The sequence below is a fragment of the Altererythrobacter chaiwopuensis genome (assembly GCF_054957755.1).
Window position 1 is genome coordinate 1948364 of the sequence record NZ_JBTXJG010000001.1, and the last position, 16538, is coordinate 1964901.

Consider the following 16538-nt stretch of genomic DNA (forward strand, 5'->3'; position numbering starts at 1 on the left):
AGGAGCGAAGCGACGCGGCGATCCATTGCGCAGGTCCATGGATTGGTTGGCCTCTGGCCGACTTCGTCTCGCTTCGCTCGCAATGACGACCGAAAGGTTGCACTTGGTCCTCATTCCGCCGCCTCCTTCAACTCGTCGCCGTGGAGCAATTCCGCCGAGCATTGCTGCATCACCGCGCTTGCCCGTGCGATCGGGTTGGTGAGGTAGAAATCCTTGATCGGGTACGCCTCGATCACGCCTTCTGCCTTGGCGCCTGCAGGAGCCGCCGGCAGTGCGCCGTAATCGGCCAATCCTTCTTCGCCCAGCGCGGGCACTTCCTTGATCATCGCGGCCTGCAATTCGGCGAAGCTGTCAAAGCCCACGGAAACGCTCAGACTATCCGCCAAAGCGCGCAGGATCGTCCAGTCTTCGCGCGCATCGCCCGGCGCGAACACGGCCTTCTCGGCGAATTGCACCCGGCCTTCCGTGTTGACGTAGGTCCCGTCCTTTTCGGCATAGGATGCAGCAGGCAGCACGATGTCGGCCGTATGTGCGCCCTTGTCGCCGTGATGGCCGATATAGACCTTCAGGCTGTCGGCAAAGGGTTCGAAATTCATCTCGTCCGCGCCGAGGCTCAGCAGCACCTTTGGCTTGGCCTTGGCGATATCCGCCATGCCGCCCTTCTGCGCAAAACCAAGCATCAGCCCGCCCATCCGCGCGGCCGAGAAGTGGAGCACGTTGAAACCGTTCCAATCGCCTTTGACGACACCGAGCTTGTCGGCAGCGGCGAGGCCAGCGTGGAGCGCGCCGCGCGCAATCGCCGCACCGCCCATGATGATCGCGGGACGTTGCGCCTCGTTGAAATGCTCGATCAGGTCGCCTGGCAGGTTCGACAATAGCGAGAGATCATTACCCAGGAAGGTCGCGTGATAGGTCGGTTCCCAGGCCGGGCCGATGATATAGATCCTGGCGCCGCGTTTCGCCGCCTTGCGCAGGCGCGTGTTCACCAGCGGCGCTTCCCAGCGAACGTGGCTGCCCACGATCAGGATGGCGTCGGCTGTCTCGATGCCCGCAAGCGTCGAGTTGAAATTGACCGCCGCGAGGTTCGACACGTCGTAATCCATACCGGTCTGGCGGCCTTCGATCAGGCTTGAACCGCACGCCCTCAGCAGCGCCTTCGCCGCGAACATTGTCTCGCAATCGACCATGTCGCCAGCGACAGCCGCGATGCTCGACTTGTCCTTGCCTTTCAGCTGCTTGGCGATCGCTTCGAATGCTTCGTCCCAGGTCGCCTCGGCCAGCCCGCCGCGCTTCCTCATGAACACCTTGTCAAGCCTGCGCTTGCCAAGCCCATCGACCATGTAGCGGCCCTTGTCAGACAGCCACTCCTCGTTGACGTCATCGTTGATGCGAGGAAGCGCGCGCATGACTTCGCGCCCACGGCTGTCGAGCCGGATATTGGTGCCCACCGCGTCCGAAACGTCGATGCTGAGCGTTTTCTTCAGCTCCCATGGGCGCGCCTCGAAGGCATAGGGGCGGCTGGTAAGCGCGCCGACCGGGCACAAATCGATCACATTGGCGGAGAGTTCATGCTTCGCCGCCTGCTCCAGATAGGTGGTAATCTGCATGTCTTCGCCGCGGCCAAGCGCGCCGATTTCGTCAACGCCCGCGATTTCCTCGCTGAACCGCACGCAGCGTGTGCAGTGGATGCAGCGGGTCATGATCGTCTTGATCAGCGGACCCATGTATTTCTCGGTCACCGCGCGCTTGTTCTCGTGATAGCGGGAACCGCCGCGACCATAGGCAACCGCCTGATCCTGAAGATCGCATTCGCCGCCCTGATCGCAGATCGGGCAATCGAGCGGGTGGTTGATGAGCAGGAATTCCATCACCCCCTCGCGCGCGGCCTTGACCATCGGGGTGTCGGTGCGGATTTCCTGGCCTTCCTGCGTCGGCAGGGCGCAGCTCGCCTGCGGCTTGGGCGGGCCGGGCTTCACCTCGACCAGGCACATACGGCAATTGCCCGCGATGCTCAGCCGTTCGTGATAACAGAAGCGCGGGATTTCCTTCCCCGCCAGCTCGCACGCCTGCAGCACGGTGGCGCCATTGGGGACTTCGATTTCCACGCCGTCTACGGTGACTTTAGGCATTATTCGGCCGCCTCCGCGAATTTCGCGTTATGCTCATGAATCCGCCGCTCCAGCTCCGGCCGGAAGTGGCGGATCAGGCCCTGAATCGGCCATGCCGCCGCATCGCCCAATGCGCAGATGGTGTGGCCTTCGACCTGCTTGGTCACCTGCTGCAGCATGTCGATCTCTTCGATCGCCGCATCGCCGGTGCGCAGCCGCTCCATCACGCGCCACATCCAGCCCGTGCCCTCGCGGCAGGGGGTGCACTGGCCGCAGCTTTCGTGCTTGTAGAAATAGCTGAGGCGGGCAATCGCGCGGACGATATCGGTCGATTTGTCCATCACGATCACGGCGGCGGTGCCAAGGCCCGAACCCACTTCGCGCAGCCCGTCAAAATCCATCGGCGCGTCCATGATCTGCTCCGCCGGGACCAGCGGGACTGACGATCCACCGGGGATCACCGCGAGCAGATTGTCCCACCCGCCGCGAATGCCGCCGCAATGCTTCTCGATCAATTCGCGGAAGGGGATGCTCATCGCTTCCTCGACCACGCAGGGCTTTTCGACATGGCCGCTGATCTGGAACAGCTTGGTGCCCTTGTTGCCATCGCGCCCGAAGCTGGAGAACCACGAAGCCCCGCGCCGCAGGATCGTTGGCGCGACCGCGATGCTCTCGACATTGTTCACCGTGGTCGGGCAGCCATAGAGGCCCGCACCCGCCGGGAACGGCGGTTTGAGGCGCGGCTGGCCCTTCTTGCCTTCCAGGCTTTCGATCATCGCGGTTTCTTCGCCGCAGATGTATGCGCCTGCGCCGCGGTGCATGAACACGTCGAAATCGTAGCCGCTGCCGCTGGCATTCTTGCCGATCAGCCCCGCCGCGTAAGCCTCGTCGATGGCCGCCTGAAGCGTTTCAGCCTCGCGGATATATTCGCCGCGGATGTAGATGTAGGCCGCGCGCGCGCGCATGGCATAGCCGGCAACCAGCGCGCCTTCGATCAGCTTGTGCGGATCGTGGCGGATGATCTCGCGGTCCTTGCAACTGCCCGGCTCGCTCTCGTCGGCATTGATGACAAGGAAACTCGGGCGGCCGTCACGGCTTTCCTTGGGCATGAACGACCATTTGAGCCCAGTCGGGAAGCCCGCCCCGCCCCGCCCGCGCAGGCCCGATTCCTTAATCTCATCGATGATCGCGTCCTGCCCGCGTTCGAGCAGCGCCTTGGTATTGTCCCAGTCGCCGCGCGCCTGAGCAGCGGCGAGATTCCAGGGTTGGAAGCCGTAGAGATTGGTGAAAATGCGGTCCTTGTCCTGCAGGCTCACTGCTCCGCACTCCTGCGCCATAATACAACGAGCATCACCCCGACTATGGCGAGCCCAACCAGCTTGGCCGCGAGCGGTTCCACTCCAGCTGCTTGCAGGCCCCAACTCGCAGCGATCCCGGCCATGACGGCGATCAGCGGTTTGATGAACTTGCGCATCAACCCATTCTCCCAGTCACAAAGTTAGCCGTTGTCGCGATGAGGAGTTCCATCACCAATCCCCCCGGTAATCGTGGTTTTCGCTGACCATTTCCTTGAGCGTAGTCGGCCCGCCGCTGGGCTCGGAGGTGTGCCGCCCCGGCTCCTGCGTGCCGGTTTTCGGCTGTTGCCCGGCAGCCAGCGCATCAAGCACCGCGTCGAGCCGTTCGGGCGTCAAATCCTCGTAATTGTCGTCATTGATCTGGACCATTGGCGCGGTGGCGCAATTGCCCATGCATTCGACTTCGGTGAGCGTCCACATGCCGTCTTCGGTGGTGTGGCCCTTCACCATCCCGCGCTTCTTGCAGGCCGAGATGATATCATCGCTGCCGCGCAGCATGCACGGCGTGGTGCCGCACACCTGGACGTGGAATTTACCCACCGGAACAAGGTTGTACATGAAGTAGAACGTGGCGACTTCGAGCACGCGGATCACCGGCATGTCGAGATATTGCGCCACGTATTCGATCACCGGCAGCGGCAGCCAGCCCTGCGTCTGCGTTTCTTCGCCGACCTGACGCTGGGCAAGGTCGAGCAGCGGCATGACGGCGCTGCGTTGGCGGCCCGCAGGGTATTTGGCGATATGCCAGTCCGCCTTCTTGCGGTTCTCGTCCGTGAAAGCGAACGCGCCCCAGCGCGCGCGCAGTTCGGGGGTATCGGGTGCGGGGGTACGGTCAGCCATCAGTTCACTCGTAACCGATTGTGTTCATCGGCAATCTTGCGCGCGCGCAGATAGCACTGAGCGCAAAGGATTGAGAGACCGTCAGGTACCTTGACCTCATCTGTCCATTCACCGCCATTCGCGTTCAAGAAATCTTCGCAGTCGAAGCACCACGCGTCGGTCAAACCGTCGTCATCAGGTCCGGGATAGCAAACAAAGCCACAGTCTACACCGTGATCGATCCGAGGGGGAATGTGTGCACAAACAAAAGTCTCGCGCTGTGCACCGTGCATTTCGCACTCGCAAAGGTCTCTGGCCTCGCTCACCGGTCACACTCCCCGAACAAGCTCGTCATTGCGAGGAACGAAGTGACGAAGCAATCCAGTCCCGGCGCTGGCGAGCTCTGGATTGCCGCGCCTCGCGTTGCGAGGCTCGCAATGACGGGAGAAGTCAAAATCTTCACCGGTCGCACTCCCCGAACACCACGTCGATTGCGCCGAGGATGGCGGTCGCGTCGGGCAACATGTGGCCCTTGCACATGAAGTCCATCGCTTGCAGGTGCGAGAAGGCAGTGGGGCGGATCTTGCAGCGATAGGGCTTGTTGCTGCCGTCGCTGACCAGATAGACGCCGAATTCGCCCTTGGGGCTTTCGGTCGCCACGTAAACTTCGCCCGCAGGCACATGGAAGCCCTCGGTATAGAGCTTGAAGTGGTGGATCAGCGCTTCCATGCTCTGCTTCATCTCGGCGCGGTTAGGCGGCGAGACTTTGCCGTCAGTGTTGGCGATGGGGCCCTGAGGCATTTCCGCAAGGCACTGCTTGATGATCTTCGCGCTTTCGTAAACTTCCTTCACGCGCACCATGAAGCGGTCATAGCAGTCCGAATTGGTGCCGACTGGAATGTCGAACTCCATCCGGTCATAGACATCGTAAGGCTGGCTCTTGCGCAGGTCCCAAGGAACGCCCGCAGCGCGGATCATCGGGCCGGAAAAGCCCCAGGCAATCGCATCATCGCGGCCAACCACCGCGATATCGACATTGCGCTGCTTGAAGATACGGTTGTCGATCACCAGGCTCATCGCATCGCCGAACAGTTCGGGCAGGCGCGTGTCGACCCAGTGGCCGATATCGACCAGCAGCTTTTCGGGCACGTCCTGATGCACGCCGCCGGGGCGGAACCAGGCACTGTGCATGCGTGCGCCGCTGGCCCGCTCGAAGAAGTTCATGCAGTCTTCGCGCAGCTCGAACACCCACAGATTGGGCGTCATCGCGCCGACATCCATCACATGCGCACCGATATTGAGCATGTGGTTGGAAATGCGCGTTAGTTCGGCGAACAGCACACGCAGATATTGCGCGCGGATCGGCACTTCGAGATTGAGCAGCTTCTCGATCGCCAGCACATAGGAATGTTCCTGGCACAGCGGCGAAACGTAATCGAGCCGGTCGAAATAAGGTAGCGCCTGAAGGTAGGTCTTGTGCTCGATCAGTTTTTCGGTGCCGCGGTGGAGCAGGCCGACATGCGGATCGATCCGTTCGATCACCTCGCCGTCAAGCTCCATCACCATGCGCAGCACGCCGTGCGCGGCGGGATGCTGCGGCCCGAAATTGATCGTGTAATTGGTGATGACTTCATCGCCGGTGGTGGGCGATTCCTCGAGCTGGATGCTCATGCCTTGCCCTCCTCAGCCTTTTCATCGCCGGGCAGCACGTATTCTGCGCCCTCCCACGGGCTCATGAAGTCGAATTGCCTGAGGTCCTGCGCCAGCTCGACCGGTTCATAGACGACGCGCTTTTCCTCTTCGGAATAGCGCAGCTCGACATAGCCCGTGAGCGGGAAGTCCTTGCGGAACGGGTGCCCTTCGAAGCCGTAATCGGTGAGGATGCGGCGCAGATCGGGATTGCCCGCAAACTTGACACCGTAAAGGTCGAACACTTCGCGCTCGAGCCAACCCGCATTGGGCCACAGCGTAGTGACCGTGGGCACCGGCGTAGCCTCGTCAGTCGAGACCTTCACCATCACGCGGTGGTTCTTCGTGAGCGAAAGCAGCATGTAAACGACTTCGAAGCGTTCGGCGCGGTCAGGGAAATCGACCCCGGCAATCTCCATCAACTGCTGGTATTGGTGCTCGTCACGCAGCAACCGCAGCACGTCTCCGATTGCGGCGCGCTTCACGTTAATAACGATCTCGCCGTGCTCTTCCCTGGCGGACACGGCCATGTCACCAAGTGCGGTGACGAGCGCGTTGCACACGCCATCGTTGCTGGCGAATTTCGGGGCGGAATGGAGGATGCTCACCGTTCTATCGTCCCGATCCGGCGGATCTTGCGCTGGAGTTGCATCACGCCGTAGAGCAGCGCCTCGGCCGTGGGCGGGCAGCCGGGCACGTAGATGTCGACCGGCACGATCCGGTCACACCCGCGCACCACCGAATAGCTGTAATGGTAATAGCCGCCGCCATTGGCGCAGCTGCCCATACTGATCACATATCTGGGTTCCGACATCTGGTCATAGACCTTGCGCAGCGCCGGGGCCATCTTGTTGCACAGCGTGCCCGCCACGATCATCACGTCCGACTGGCGCGGGCTCGCGCGCGGGGCAACGCCGAAGCGCTCCATATCATAACGCGGCATGTTGACGTGGATCATCTCGACCGCGCAGCAGGCGAGGCCAAACGTCATCCACCACAGGCTGCCAGTGCGCGCCCACTGGAACAGATCCTCTGTGCTGGTGACAAGGAAACCCTTGTCGTTCACCTCGGTCTGCAAAGCATGGAAATAATCAGCATCGGGCTGGCGGACCTCGCCGCCCTTGGCAGCCAGCGGAAGCGTGTTCGGTGGAGTGATGATAGTGCTCATTCCCAGTCCAGCGCCCCCTTCTTCCACTCATAGGCGAGCCCGATGGCCAGAATGCTCAGGAACACCATCATGCCGATCCAGCCTGCCCAACCCGTTTCACCCAGGCTCACGGCCCATGGAAACAGGAAGGCCGCCTCAAGATCGAAGATGATGAAGCTGATCGCGACCAGGTAAAATCGCACGTCGAACTGGCTGCGCGCATCATCAAAGGCGGGAAAGCCGCATTCATATTCGCTCAGCTTCTCGGCATCGGGCTGGTGCGCCCCGGTCAGCCGCGCCACGCCCATCGGCAGGAACACGAACAGCGCCGACAATCCCCCTGCGATGAACAGAAAGATCAGGATCGGAAGATATTGGCTCAGATCAACCACAAAGGAATCCTAGCGGGCATAGTCTGGCCGCGCCTCTAGGCTGCTCATTTCATCAGCGCAAGGGCACGAATCGTGTAATTCATAGCATGCGCATATCGTATGGTGCGATCAACCGCACGCAGCGCCTTGCCTTGACAAATGGAAGCACGCACGGCGTTACGGATCGGCCACCAGCCTATTTCATCATCGTCGCGGCGGCCTTTTCGGTTGCCTTTCCATAGGGCGGCTTGAACCCGCCCAGCTTGGCGATGTCGATCTTCGGCTGGTGATAGACCGCGCGGGCGTGGCTGAATTCGCGGAAACCCTCGATCGAATGGTAGCTGCCCATGCCCGAGGGGCCGACCCCGCCAAACGGCAGATCTTCCATCGAAACGTGGAAGATCACGTCATTGGTGGTCACCCCGCCGGAGATGGTCCTGGTCAGCACGCGCTCCTGCTCGGCCTTGTCCTCGCCGAAATAGTATAGGCCCAGCGGGCGATCATGCTCGTTCACATAATCGAGCGCCTCATCGATCTGGCTGTAGGTTTTCACCGGCAGCACAGGACCAAATATCTCTTCCTGCATCACCTTCATCTCGTCAGTGACATTGCGCAGGATGTTGAGCGGCATCTTGCGCATGTTGGCATTGGAGAAATCCTCACCGCCGGGGTTTACCTCGATCACTTCAGCGCCTTTCTCGCGCGCATCCTCGACCAGGCCCTGGAGCCGTTCGAAATGGCGGTCACTTACGATCGAGGCATAATCGTCATTCTCCAGCAGCGCGGGATACATGTTGCGCACGCCCTGGCTGACCCCGGCGATCGCTTCATCCTCCTTGTCCTGCGGCACATACATATAGTCAGGCGCCAGGCAGATTTGCCCGGCATTCATCATCTTGCCCAGCGCGATGCGTTCGCCCGCCTTGGCGAAATCCGCGCTGCGACCCATGACGACCGGGCTCTTGCCGCCCAGTTCAAGCGTGACCGGCACCAGATTGGCCGCGGCAGCCTCCATCACGCGGCGCCCGGTAGCGGTCGATCCGGTAAAGACCAGATGATCGAAAGGCAGCGACGAGAATGCCGCCGCGACTTCCGGGCTGCCGGTGATCACCGCCACTTCATCAGGAGTGAAATATTCGCTGACCAGTTCCTTCATCAGCAGGGAAGTGCGCTCGGTAAATTCGCTTGGCTTGATCATCGCCCTGTTGCCCGCAGCCAAAACCTGCATCAACGGACCAAGTGCCAGCTGCACGGGGAAATTCCACGGCGAAAGGATTCCGATGACCCCCTTGGGTTCATAGCGCACCTCGGCCTTGGCGCCGAGCAGGCCCAGCGGAAACTGCACCTTGCGTTTGCTGGTTCTGGCCCATTGGTCCATATGCTTGAGCGCATCTTTCCCCGCGCTCACTGTGGCCGCAATATCGGTCAGCATTGACTGGTGCATGCTGCGATTGCCGAAGTCCGCGCTCATCGCCTTGGCCAGATTCTCGCCGTGATCCTTGACCATTGCCATCGCACGCTTGATGCGGTCCTTGCGCATGCTCATAGGCTCGGGCCGTGAAGCGGTGAAAGCTGCGCGCTGTAGCTTCAGGATACGTTCCATTTCCTCGCGGCGATCGTCAGCCATTGTTCTCTCCTGTAAAATTGCACGCATCTGGGTTGCGATTTGCCATCGGTTCTTGCGCAACCGCGCCTGCATGACAAGCTAATACGTATGCCGATGCGTTCGTGCGTTTGCCTTTGCCGCATCGCAGCATTAGATCGCAAAGCGAATCTTCCCCCCTCTTCCACCCGAGGACAAAGCCATGACCCAGTTTTCTGCCGCCGATCCGATCGTAATCCTGTCTTATGCGCGCACGCCGATGGGCGGCATGCAGGGTGCACTGGCCGATGTTTCGGCCACCGATCTTGGCGCGACTGCGGTGAGGGCCGCTGTCGAGCGTTCAGGTGTTCCGGGCGAGAAATTCGACCGCGCCTATATGGGCTGCGTCCTGCCCGCCGGCCTGGGCCAGGCCCCGGCGCGCCAGGCTGCGCTAAAGGCAGGGCTGCCCAAGTCGGTCCAGGCGACCACCGTCAACAAGGTGTGCGGCAGCGGCATGCAAACCGTGATCATGGGCGCAGAGGCACTCGCCAGCGGTACGATCGACTATGTCATTGCCGGCGGCATGGAAAGCATGACCAACGCACCCTACCTGCTCAAGAAGCACCGCTCGGGTGCGCGCATCGGCCATGACACCGCCTATGATCACATGTTCCTTGACGGGCTGGAGGATGCCTATGAGGAAGGCCGCGCGATGGGCACCTTTGCGCAGGACACCGCCAACGCCTATCAGCTCACGCGCGAAGACATGGACGGTTATTCGATCGAATCGCTCCGCCGCGCGAACGAAGCTATCGCCAACGGCGCCTTTGCCGATGAAGTCGTGCCGGTCAGCTTCGCCACTCGTGCCGGTGAAGTAACCGTCGATACCGATGAGCAGCCCGGCAAGGGCAAGCCCGACAAGATCCCGACACTGCGCCCTGCCTTTGCCAAGGACGGCACGATTACGGCTGCAACCTCGAGCTCGATCTCGGACGGAGCGGCAGCGGTTGTGCTCACCCGCGAGAGCATGGCGAAGGAAAATGGGCAGAAACCGGTAGCGAAGATCGTTGCCCTGGCGGCGCATGCACAGGAACCAAAGGACTTCACCGTTGCCCCGGTGGGCGCGATCCAGAAAGTGCTCGATCGCGCAGGCTGGACGACCGACGATGTCGACCTGTGGGAAGTGAACGAAGCCTTTGCCTGCGTGGCGATGTTCGCGATGCGCGACATCGGCATCCCGCACGAGAAGATCAACGTCAATGGCGGCGCGACCGCGCTGGGCCACCCGATCGGTGCGAGCGGCACCCGCATCATCGTGACGCTGCTCAATGCGCTCAAGCGGCAAGGCAAGACCCGCGGCGTGGCATCGCTGTGCATCGGCGGCGGCGAAGCGACTGCGGTTGCGGTGGAACTGGTTTCCTAACGTCGCATTTCTCTGTCTCGAATTTGTGTGGTATCTCCGCGCGCGGGTCGCGTGATTAGGGAGATTCACGCAATGAAGAAACTCATCGTCGCCACTGCCGTATTGGCGCTGGCCGCTTGTGCGGAACCGGCAACCGAAGAAGCTACGCCGGTTGCTGAAGGGACAACTGCGCCTGCCGCCAATGAAGGGCCGGGCATCTTTGAAGTAACCTATGCCGATGGTTCGGTAGGTACTGTCACTACAACCGAAGAAGGCACCTTTACCGCCATCCTTGGCGATGAAACGGGCAGCGGAACTGTCACCGAGCAAGACGGCAAGCTCTGCTTCGACCCTGAAGGCGACGACCCCGAACAGCCGACACGCTGCTGGACAAACAGCGAAGTGGGCGAAGACGGTAGCTGGACTTCTACTTCAGACGACGGCGAAACCGTAACCGTACGGCCCGCACCCTCGGCCTGATTGCAGGTTCCCGCGATAACTAGGAAAGGAATTTTCGATGCGAAAACTCTTGACACTTGCCAGCGTCCTGGCGCTGGCGGCCTGCTCGGAAGCGGAGGCTCCAGCACCTGAACCTACCGAAGAAGCCGCGATGGCGCCAACCGCCATTGATGGTGGCCCGCTTGCTGCCACTTATAACGTCGTTGGGCCAGACGGGGCTGCCTCAGTCTGGATTCTGGCCGAGGACGGGACCTTTACTTTGACCGCCGAAGGGGTCGATCCGGTCACGGGCACATACACATCCGAAAACGAAGTGTTCTGCGCCGATCCCGTTGGCGAAGATGCGGCCGAAATCTGCTACACACAGGCGATCGCTGCGGATGGCACATGGACATCCACTGATCCTGATGGTGCCACATCAACGGTCACGCGCGCGGCTGAATAAGCCTCACCGTCAAGGAACTGAAGTGGGCGGTCCTGCGGGGTCGCCCATTTCACATCCCCAACTCAGGGTTCCCCCACGCCCCATAGCCGATCCTCGCGGATCCAGCCCTCACGCCCCCCGACGTCAATCATGCACCAGCCCGCTTCGCACTTGCCTAGCCTGCCGACTACACCGGGCTTGGCATTCCATTTGAGCTTTGCCTCGGCCTGCGGGGCTTCGCGGATGGCAGCCAGGCCTTCACCGATTACCAATGCGGAGCGAGCGGGATCGAGCAACCGCGCCACGATCCATCCCTGCGCCCCGTCGGGATCGCTGACGAGCCGCCAGCCTTCCTGGACCCGGATTACCTTAACTGGCAGCCCCTGCCGCTTGTAGATCCACTCAATCGGATAGTCCTGGCTTGGGCCAACCCGCATGTTGACCTCTTCGGCACGGATCGATGCCCAGTAAGGGACCTCGCGCGTCTGGGCTTCAACTACCCCCGGCGTGGCGAGAAAAAGCGTCGCAAACAAGGCTATTATGGCAATGCGCATGAGCAACCGCATACAGCGTGACCATGCCCCGCTTCAAGCACGCTTTGGGTTAGTTTCGCACAAGCGCTTGACCGCCCCGCCTTTGCCGTCCTAGCCCGCAAACATGGCTCAAGACACGGCATCCCCGCGCAAACCGATCGACCATGCTCCAAAGGTGATTGTGACCCGTCACCTGATGCCCTCGGTCGAACATCGCATGCGCGAGCTGTTCGATGTGAAGCTGAATGAAGGCGACGTGCCATTTACGCGTGACCAGCTCATCGCTGCGATGCAGGAAGCCGATGTGTTGGTCCCAACAGTGACCGACCGCATCGATGCCGAAATGATCGAACGGGCGGGCGACCAACTCAGGCTGATTGCGAGCTTCGGTTCGGGAATCGAGCATATCGATCTAGGGGCAGCCGCCAAACGCAAGATCATCGTCACCAATACGCCGGGCGTGTTCACCGACGATACCGCCGATCTCGCCATGTGCGGGATCATCGGCGTGCCGCGCCGCATCCGCGAAGGCGTGGGGCTGGTGCGCAGCGGCAAATGGACCGGCTGGGCGCCGTCGGGAATGCTTGGCCGCAGGCTTGCCGGTAAAGTGCTGGGCATTATCGGCATGGGCCGGATCGGGCAGGCTGTTGCGCATCGCGCGCGCGCATTCGGGCTGGAGATTGCCTATACCAACCGCAAGCCTCTGCCCGAAGCGATTGAGCGGATGCTGGGCGCACGCTTCGTTCCCGATGTGGATAGCCTGGTTGCCGAAGCAGATATTCTGACCCTGCATTGTCCGCTTACGGAGGAAACGCGCGGGCTGATTGATGCGCGGCGCATTGCCCTGATGAAACCCGGCTCCTCGATCATCAATACTGCGCGCGGCGAACTGATCGACCAGGAAGCGCTGATCGCTGCACTCGAGAGCGGGCACCTTGCCGGTGCCGGGCTCGACGTCTATCCAGACGAGCCCCATGTCGACAAGCGGCTGCTGAAGATTCCCAATGTGATGACCCTGCCGCACATCGGCAGCGCCACAGCCGAAGGGCGCGAAGCCTCCGGCGAGAAGGTGATCGCCAATATCCGTTTCTGGATGGACGGCCATCGCCCCCCAGACCAGGTGCTCGAAGCTTTGGTCTAGGGTTTCAATCGCCCGTCAGAATCCGGTCGACCAGTTCCTTCACCGTGGGGGTGAAGTTGTTCGAATAGAACGGATCCTGCTTGAAGCGATAGGCTGAGTGCCCCGCAAAGGCGAGATTGTTGTCCGGGTCGCCGCCATGCGCGATATCCTGCAGCGTCTTCTGGATGCAGAAGCTTCGCGGATCGGCCAGCCTCCCGGTGGTGTGATCGTCATGGTCCTTCCAGCTGCTGAACTGGCAGTGGCTGAGGCACCCCATGCAGCCCTGCTGGTCGGCACGGATCTGCTCGGCACTTTGCGGAGTGACGAAAACCACGGTGTTGTCGGGCGTCTTGAGCGGTTCGCTGAAGCCTTCGGCGATCCAGGCCAGCGCCTTACGTTGGTCGCCCGGGTGGACCCAGAAATATTTGGCCTTGCCGTGATCGAGCAGCGGGACGGTGCCACCCTCCTCGTCTCGCTTGAAGATTGGGATCTGGCGATCGCTACGATGCATCAGATCGTAGAGAAATGGCGTCTTCACCGCGCTGGAATAGAAGCCAGTGGGGCTGAACTTGTGCAGCAGCACATCGCCCGGTTCGACCGTACGCAGCATGTCTTTCCACACCTGCGGGATCGGGCTTTCCTTGGTCAGCAAAGGCCGCGTGCCGAACTGGAACACGATCTTGCCGAGCTCGGGATTATCGATCCAGTCGTTCCATTCGCGCAGGAACCACACGCCGCCGGCCATGACGATCGCAGTGTCCTCGCTAACGCCCTCGGCGCGCATGGTTTCGCGCAGGGCCTTGACGCGCGGATAGGGATCTTCCGGCTTGGTCGGGTCTTCGGCGTTCGAAAGGCCATTATGGCCGCCCGCCAGCCATGGGTCTTCATAAACCACCGCAGCCATGAGTTCGGGCACCTTGGAATAGCTGCGCTTCCACAGCGCGCGGAAGGCGCGGGCAGAGCTGATGATCGGCAAGTAGTTGACGTTATACCGGGCCGCGATTTCGGCCAGCTTGTAAGGCATGCCCGCACCGCATGTAACGCCGGTGATCAGGCCTTTGCAGTTCTCCAGCACGCCCTCGAGGACCTGCTGGGCACCGCCCATTTCCCAAAGCACATTGATATTGATTGCGCCTTTGCCGTCGGCGATTTCATGGGCGCGTTTCACCTGTTCGCTGGCGCCGTCGATGGCGTAACGGACGAGCTGCTCGAAACGTTCTTTACGGGTCGCCTGCGGATAAACCTGCGGGATCGGATTGCCGTCCTCGTCATAGCTGTCGGCATTGACTGCACTGACGGTGCCAATTCCGCCCGCAGCAGCCCATGCGCCCGAACTGGCATGATTGGTTGCCGATACACCCTTACCGCCTTCCACCAGCGGCCAGACTTCGCGCCCACCATAAATAATTGGGCTTAATCCCTTAAACAATGAATTGCTCCCCTCGAGCCGCGCAATCTTTCGCGCACCATAAGTTTTTCCGGTCTTAGACCATTAACGGCCCGTATGTTTAGTTGTTTCTGACCATCCGCTGCGCAGGCACCGTCAACCCGCTATGGCCGCATTGAACAAGGGCGGATTTCCGACGGGTCAGGGCGTTTTTCAGCTCGCTCGAAGCGGGCAAAATAACCGCGAAGGTCAGGCTTCTCGACAAACTCGACCAAACGAAAACCCACCGCCTTGAACTCGCATGACAAAAGCAGCGGCGGAATCCCGTGCTTATCAGTCGGGCGATCGGAATCGACCACTATGACTTGCCCGCCTTCTGCCAACGCCGGCCATAGCCGCCACAGGAAGGCATAGGGTTCTGTTACCTCGTGGTACATATGGACCAGGAAAATGCGGTCAAAACTGTCTGCCGGTAGTTGCGGATCGTCTTCCCGCCCCAGCTTGATCGACACATTATCCAGCCGCTCGCGTTCAACCCGCTGGCCAAGCCGGTCAAGCGCTTCGCGGTCGATATCCTGCGCCAGCACTCGCCCGTCCTCGCCCACGCGTTCTGCAAGGCGAATGGTATAATAGCCCTCGCCAGCGCCAATATCCGCAACGGTCATGCCATTGGTGATTCCGGCCAGATCCATCACCTCCTGGGCTTCGCCTCGCTCATCGCGAGCGTCTTCGGTCGAGAACTGGTTGGCGGTGACACCGGATACCGGCCGATCGGCCTGCGGGAATTCGCGAGACGTCTCGGGTCGCTCGTCACCCTGGCCCAGCGGTTCGCAGCCGGCCAAGCCCGCCAGTACCGCGAGCGAAAGGAATGCTGTGCGCATCATTCGACGTCGTCCACCTCAACCTTCTCGCCGGTGACGCGCTGCGCCAGCGCGGCGGAAATGAAATCATCAATCGCACCGTCAAGCACCGCATCGGGATTGGTCGAGATCACGCCGGTGCGCAAATCCTTCACCATCTGATAAGGTTGCAACACATAGGACCGGATCTGGTGGCCCCATCCGATATCGCTCTTTTCCTGATATTCGCCACTGGCCGCAGCTTCGCGTTCGGCCATCTCGCGCTCGAACAACCGCGCCTTCAGCATACTCATTGCAGTGGCGCGGTTCTTGTGCTGGCTGCGGTCGTTCTGGCTGGCAACAACTATCCCGGTCGGCTGGTGGGTTATCCGCACGGCAGAATCGGTGGTGTTGACATGCTGTCCGCCCGCGCCAGACGCGCGATAGGTATCGATCTTGAGATCGCTCTCGTTGATCTCGATCTCGATATCGTCATCGATCACCGGATAGACCCAGACCGAACTGAACGAAGTATGGCGGCGGGCACTACTGTCATAGGGGCTGATGCGAACCAGGCGGTGGACCCCGCTTTCGGTTTTGGCATAGCCATAGGCGTTCTCACCCTTGATCAGCAGCGTGGCTGACTTGATCCCGGCTTGATCGCCCGCCTGATATTCAACGGTTTCAACCTTGAAGCCGCGCCGCTCGGCCCAGCGCGCATACATGCGAAACAGCATCTCGGCCCAATCCTGGCTTTCAGTGCCACCTGCGCCGGCATGGATTTCCAGGTAGGTGTCATTGCCGTCAGCCTCGCCCGAAAGCAGCGCGTTGACCTTGTCTGCGTCAGCACGCTCGGCCAGCCTGGCCAGGCTTTGCAGTCCTTCCTCGACAATGGCGCCTTCGCCCTCGGCCTCGCCCATCTCGACGAATTCGACCGCGTCAGCCATCTCGGCGGAGATATGCCTTACAGTATTGATGGCGTTCTGGAGCAGTTTCTGCTCGCGGGTTATGGCCTGGGCCTGCTTGGGATCGTCCCACAGTTTGGGATCCTGTACACGGGCGTCCAGTTCATCGAGGCGGCGCAGCGCACGATCCCAGTCGAGCGACTGACGCACAAGATCAAGCGCTGCTTCAATGCGGTCGATGTGAGCCTGCCCCTCGGCACGCATAATTCTTCCTTCGTCAAAATGAGCAGACGCGCTTAGCGGACCGCATGTGATTGTAAAGCGGCCAGGGCACGCAGATGCTGGCCCCGGGCGCAACCGCGATCGGGCGCAACCGCCCCAAGGCAGGTTCCGCGGGA

At 61.1% G+C, this 16538-nt stretch carries 16 protein-coding genes and 1 pseudogene; 4 read left to right on the forward strand and 13 right to left on the reverse strand.

What is annotated here, in order from left to right; all coding sequences use genetic code 11:
* Window positions 1-110: 110 nt before the first annotated feature.
* From nuoG to ACX2DJ_RS09675, 9 genes and pseudogenes are all read right to left on the reverse strand, one after another.
* Window positions 111-2129: an NADH-quinone oxidoreductase subunit NuoG gene (nuoG, locus tag ACX2DJ_RS09635; RefSeq protein WP_462572293.1), complete on the reverse strand. Its 2019-nt coding sequence runs from the start codon at window positions 2127-2129 to the stop codon at window positions 111-113.
* Window positions 2129-3424 (reverse strand): NADH-quinone oxidoreductase subunit NuoF, encoded by a 1296-nt coding sequence (nuoF, locus tag ACX2DJ_RS09640; protein ID WP_462572294.1) that lies wholly within the window; start codon window positions 3422-3424, stop codon window positions 2129-2131. The genes nuoG and nuoF overlap by 1 nt, the downstream gene beginning before the upstream one ends.
* Window positions 3421-3582 carry a hypothetical protein gene (locus ACX2DJ_RS09645; RefSeq protein ID WP_462572295.1) on the reverse strand — a complete coding sequence of 54 codons (162 nt, stop codon included), beginning with the start codon at window positions 3580-3582 and terminating at the stop codon, window positions 3421-3423. The genes nuoF and ACX2DJ_RS09645 overlap by 4 nt, the downstream gene beginning before the upstream one ends.
* 52 nt (window positions 3583-3634) lie before the next feature.
* The gene (nuoE, locus tag ACX2DJ_RS09650) at window positions 3635-4303 is read right to left on the reverse strand and encodes an NADH-quinone oxidoreductase subunit NuoE (RefSeq protein WP_462572296.1); all 669 of its coding nucleotides are present in this window, start codon (window positions 4301-4303) and stop codon (window positions 3635-3637) included.
* 438 nt (window positions 4304-4741) lie between these two features.
* On the reverse strand, window positions 4742-5953 hold the full coding sequence (locus tag ACX2DJ_RS09655) for an NADH-quinone oxidoreductase subunit D (RefSeq protein WP_462572297.1): 1212 nt from the start codon (window positions 5951-5953) through the stop codon (window positions 4742-4744).
* A gap of 11 nt (window positions 5954-5964) precedes the next feature.
* Window positions 5965-6579 (reverse strand): annotated as a pseudogene (locus ACX2DJ_RS09660) (NADH-quinone oxidoreductase subunit C); the annotation flags it as partial.
* A complete protein-coding gene (locus ACX2DJ_RS09665) occupies window positions 6576-7139 on the reverse strand; it encodes a NuoB/complex I 20 kDa subunit family protein (protein WP_462572298.1) in 564 nt (187 codons plus the stop codon). The pseudogene ACX2DJ_RS09660 and the gene ACX2DJ_RS09665, both read right to left, overlap by 4 nt.
* On the reverse strand, window positions 7136-7510 hold the full coding sequence (locus ACX2DJ_RS09670) for an NADH-quinone oxidoreductase subunit A (protein ID WP_462572299.1): 375 nt from the start codon (window positions 7508-7510) through the stop codon (window positions 7136-7138). The genes ACX2DJ_RS09665 and ACX2DJ_RS09670 overlap by 4 nt, the downstream gene beginning before the upstream one ends.
* A gap of 175 nt (window positions 7511-7685) precedes the next feature.
* Window positions 7686-9116, reverse strand: coding sequence for a coniferyl aldehyde dehydrogenase (locus ACX2DJ_RS09675; protein ID WP_462572301.1), 1431 nt, complete (start codon window positions 9114-9116; stop codon window positions 7686-7688).
* Between the two features lie 178 nt (window positions 9117-9294).
* Between ACX2DJ_RS09675 and ACX2DJ_RS09680 the strand changes: the two genes are divergently transcribed.
* From ACX2DJ_RS09680 to ACX2DJ_RS09690, 3 genes are all read left to right on the forward strand, one after another.
* Window positions 9295-10494, forward strand: coding sequence for a thiolase family protein (locus ACX2DJ_RS09680; RefSeq protein ID WP_462572302.1), 1200 nt, complete (start codon window positions 9295-9297; stop codon window positions 10492-10494).
* Window positions 10495-10566: 72 nt separating this feature from the next.
* Window positions 10567-10953, forward strand: coding sequence for a hypothetical protein (locus ACX2DJ_RS09685; RefSeq protein ID WP_462572303.1), 387 nt, complete (start codon window positions 10567-10569; stop codon window positions 10951-10953).
* 37 nt (window positions 10954-10990) lie between these two features.
* On the forward strand, window positions 10991-11377 hold the full coding sequence (locus ACX2DJ_RS09690; RefSeq protein ID WP_462572304.1) for a hypothetical protein: 387 nt from the start codon (window positions 10991-10993) through the stop codon (window positions 11375-11377).
* 62 nt (window positions 11378-11439) lie between these two features.
* On the opposite strand, the gene ACX2DJ_RS09695 is transcribed toward ACX2DJ_RS09690, so the two are convergent.
* Window positions 11440-11889 (reverse strand): SH3 domain-containing protein, encoded by a 450-nt coding sequence (locus ACX2DJ_RS09695; protein WP_462572306.1) that lies wholly within the window; start codon window positions 11887-11889, stop codon window positions 11440-11442.
* Between the two features lie 124 nt (window positions 11890-12013).
* On the opposite strand from ACX2DJ_RS09695, the gene ACX2DJ_RS09700 reads away from it, so the two are divergent.
* The gene (locus tag ACX2DJ_RS09700; protein ID WP_462572307.1) at window positions 12014-13030 is read left to right on the forward strand and encodes a 2-hydroxyacid dehydrogenase; all 1017 of its coding nucleotides are present in this window, start codon (window positions 12014-12016) and stop codon (window positions 13028-13030) included.
* A 4-nt stretch (window positions 13031-13034) separates the two neighbouring features.
* Here the strand turns inward: ACX2DJ_RS09700 and ACX2DJ_RS09705 are convergent, their stop codons facing one another.
* From ACX2DJ_RS09705 to prfB, 3 genes are all read right to left on the reverse strand, one after another.
* Complete coding sequence (locus ACX2DJ_RS09705) at window positions 13035-14438, reverse strand: NAD(P)H-dependent flavin oxidoreductase (protein ID WP_462572308.1); 1404 nt, start codon at window positions 14436-14438, stop codon at window positions 13035-13037.
* A gap of 122 nt (window positions 14439-14560) precedes the next feature.
* Window positions 14561-15280: a class I SAM-dependent methyltransferase gene (locus ACX2DJ_RS09710; RefSeq protein WP_462572309.1), complete on the reverse strand. Its 720-nt coding sequence runs from the start codon at window positions 15278-15280 to the stop codon at window positions 14561-14563.
* The gene (gene prfB / locus ACX2DJ_RS09715; protein ID WP_462572310.1) at window positions 15277-16404 is read right to left on the reverse strand and encodes a peptide chain release factor 2; all 1128 of its coding nucleotides are present in this window, start codon (window positions 16402-16404) and stop codon (window positions 15277-15279) included. Before prfB ends, ACX2DJ_RS09710 begins: the two co-directional genes overlap by 4 nt.
* Window positions 16405-16538 lie beyond the last annotated feature (134 nt).

Excerpts from the sequence above, each read along its gene's own strand:
- ACX2DJ_RS09680 (WP_462572302.1), top strand. The coding sequence starts at position 9,295 with ATGACCCAGTTTTCTGCCGCCGATCCGATCGTAATCCTGTCTTATGCG.
- ACX2DJ_RS09690 (WP_462572304.1), top strand. The coding sequence starts at position 10,991 with ATGCGAAAACTCTTGACACTTGCCAGCGTCCTGGCGCTGGCGGCCTGC.
- ACX2DJ_RS09710 (WP_462572309.1), bottom strand. The coding sequence starts at position 15,280 with ATGATGCGCACAGCATTCCTTTCGCTCGCGGTACTGGCGGGCTTGGCC.
- ACX2DJ_RS09675 (WP_462572301.1), bottom strand. The coding sequence starts at position 9,116 with ATGGCTGACGATCGCCGCGAGGAAATGGAACGTATCCTGAAGCTACAG.
- prfB (WP_462572310.1), bottom strand. The coding sequence starts at position 16,404 with ATGCGTGCCGAGGGGCAGGCTCACATCGACCGCATTGAAGCAGCGCTT.
- ACX2DJ_RS09645 (WP_462572295.1), bottom strand. The coding sequence starts at position 3,582 with ATGCGCAAGTTCATCAAACCGCTGATCGCCGTCATGGCCGGGATCGCT.
- ACX2DJ_RS09655 (WP_462572297.1), bottom strand. The coding sequence starts at position 5,953 with ATGAGCATCCAGCTCGAGGAATCGCCCACCACCGGCGATGAAGTCATC.
- nuoE (WP_462572296.1), bottom strand. The coding sequence starts at position 4,303 with ATGGCTGACCGTACCCCCGCACCCGATACCCCCGAACTGCGCGCGCGC.
- ACX2DJ_RS09685 (WP_462572303.1), top strand. The coding sequence starts at position 10,567 with ATGAAGAAACTCATCGTCGCCACTGCCGTATTGGCGCTGGCCGCTTGT.
- ACX2DJ_RS09700 (WP_462572307.1), top strand. The coding sequence starts at position 12,014 with ATGGCTCAAGACACGGCATCCCCGCGCAAACCGATCGACCATGCTCCA.
- ACX2DJ_RS09665 (WP_462572298.1), bottom strand. The coding sequence starts at position 7,139 with ATGAGCACTATCATCACTCCACCGAACACGCTTCCGCTGGCTGCCAAG.
- nuoG (WP_462572293.1), bottom strand. The coding sequence starts at position 2,129 with ATGCCTAAAGTCACCGTAGACGGCGTGGAAATCGAAGTCCCCAATGGC.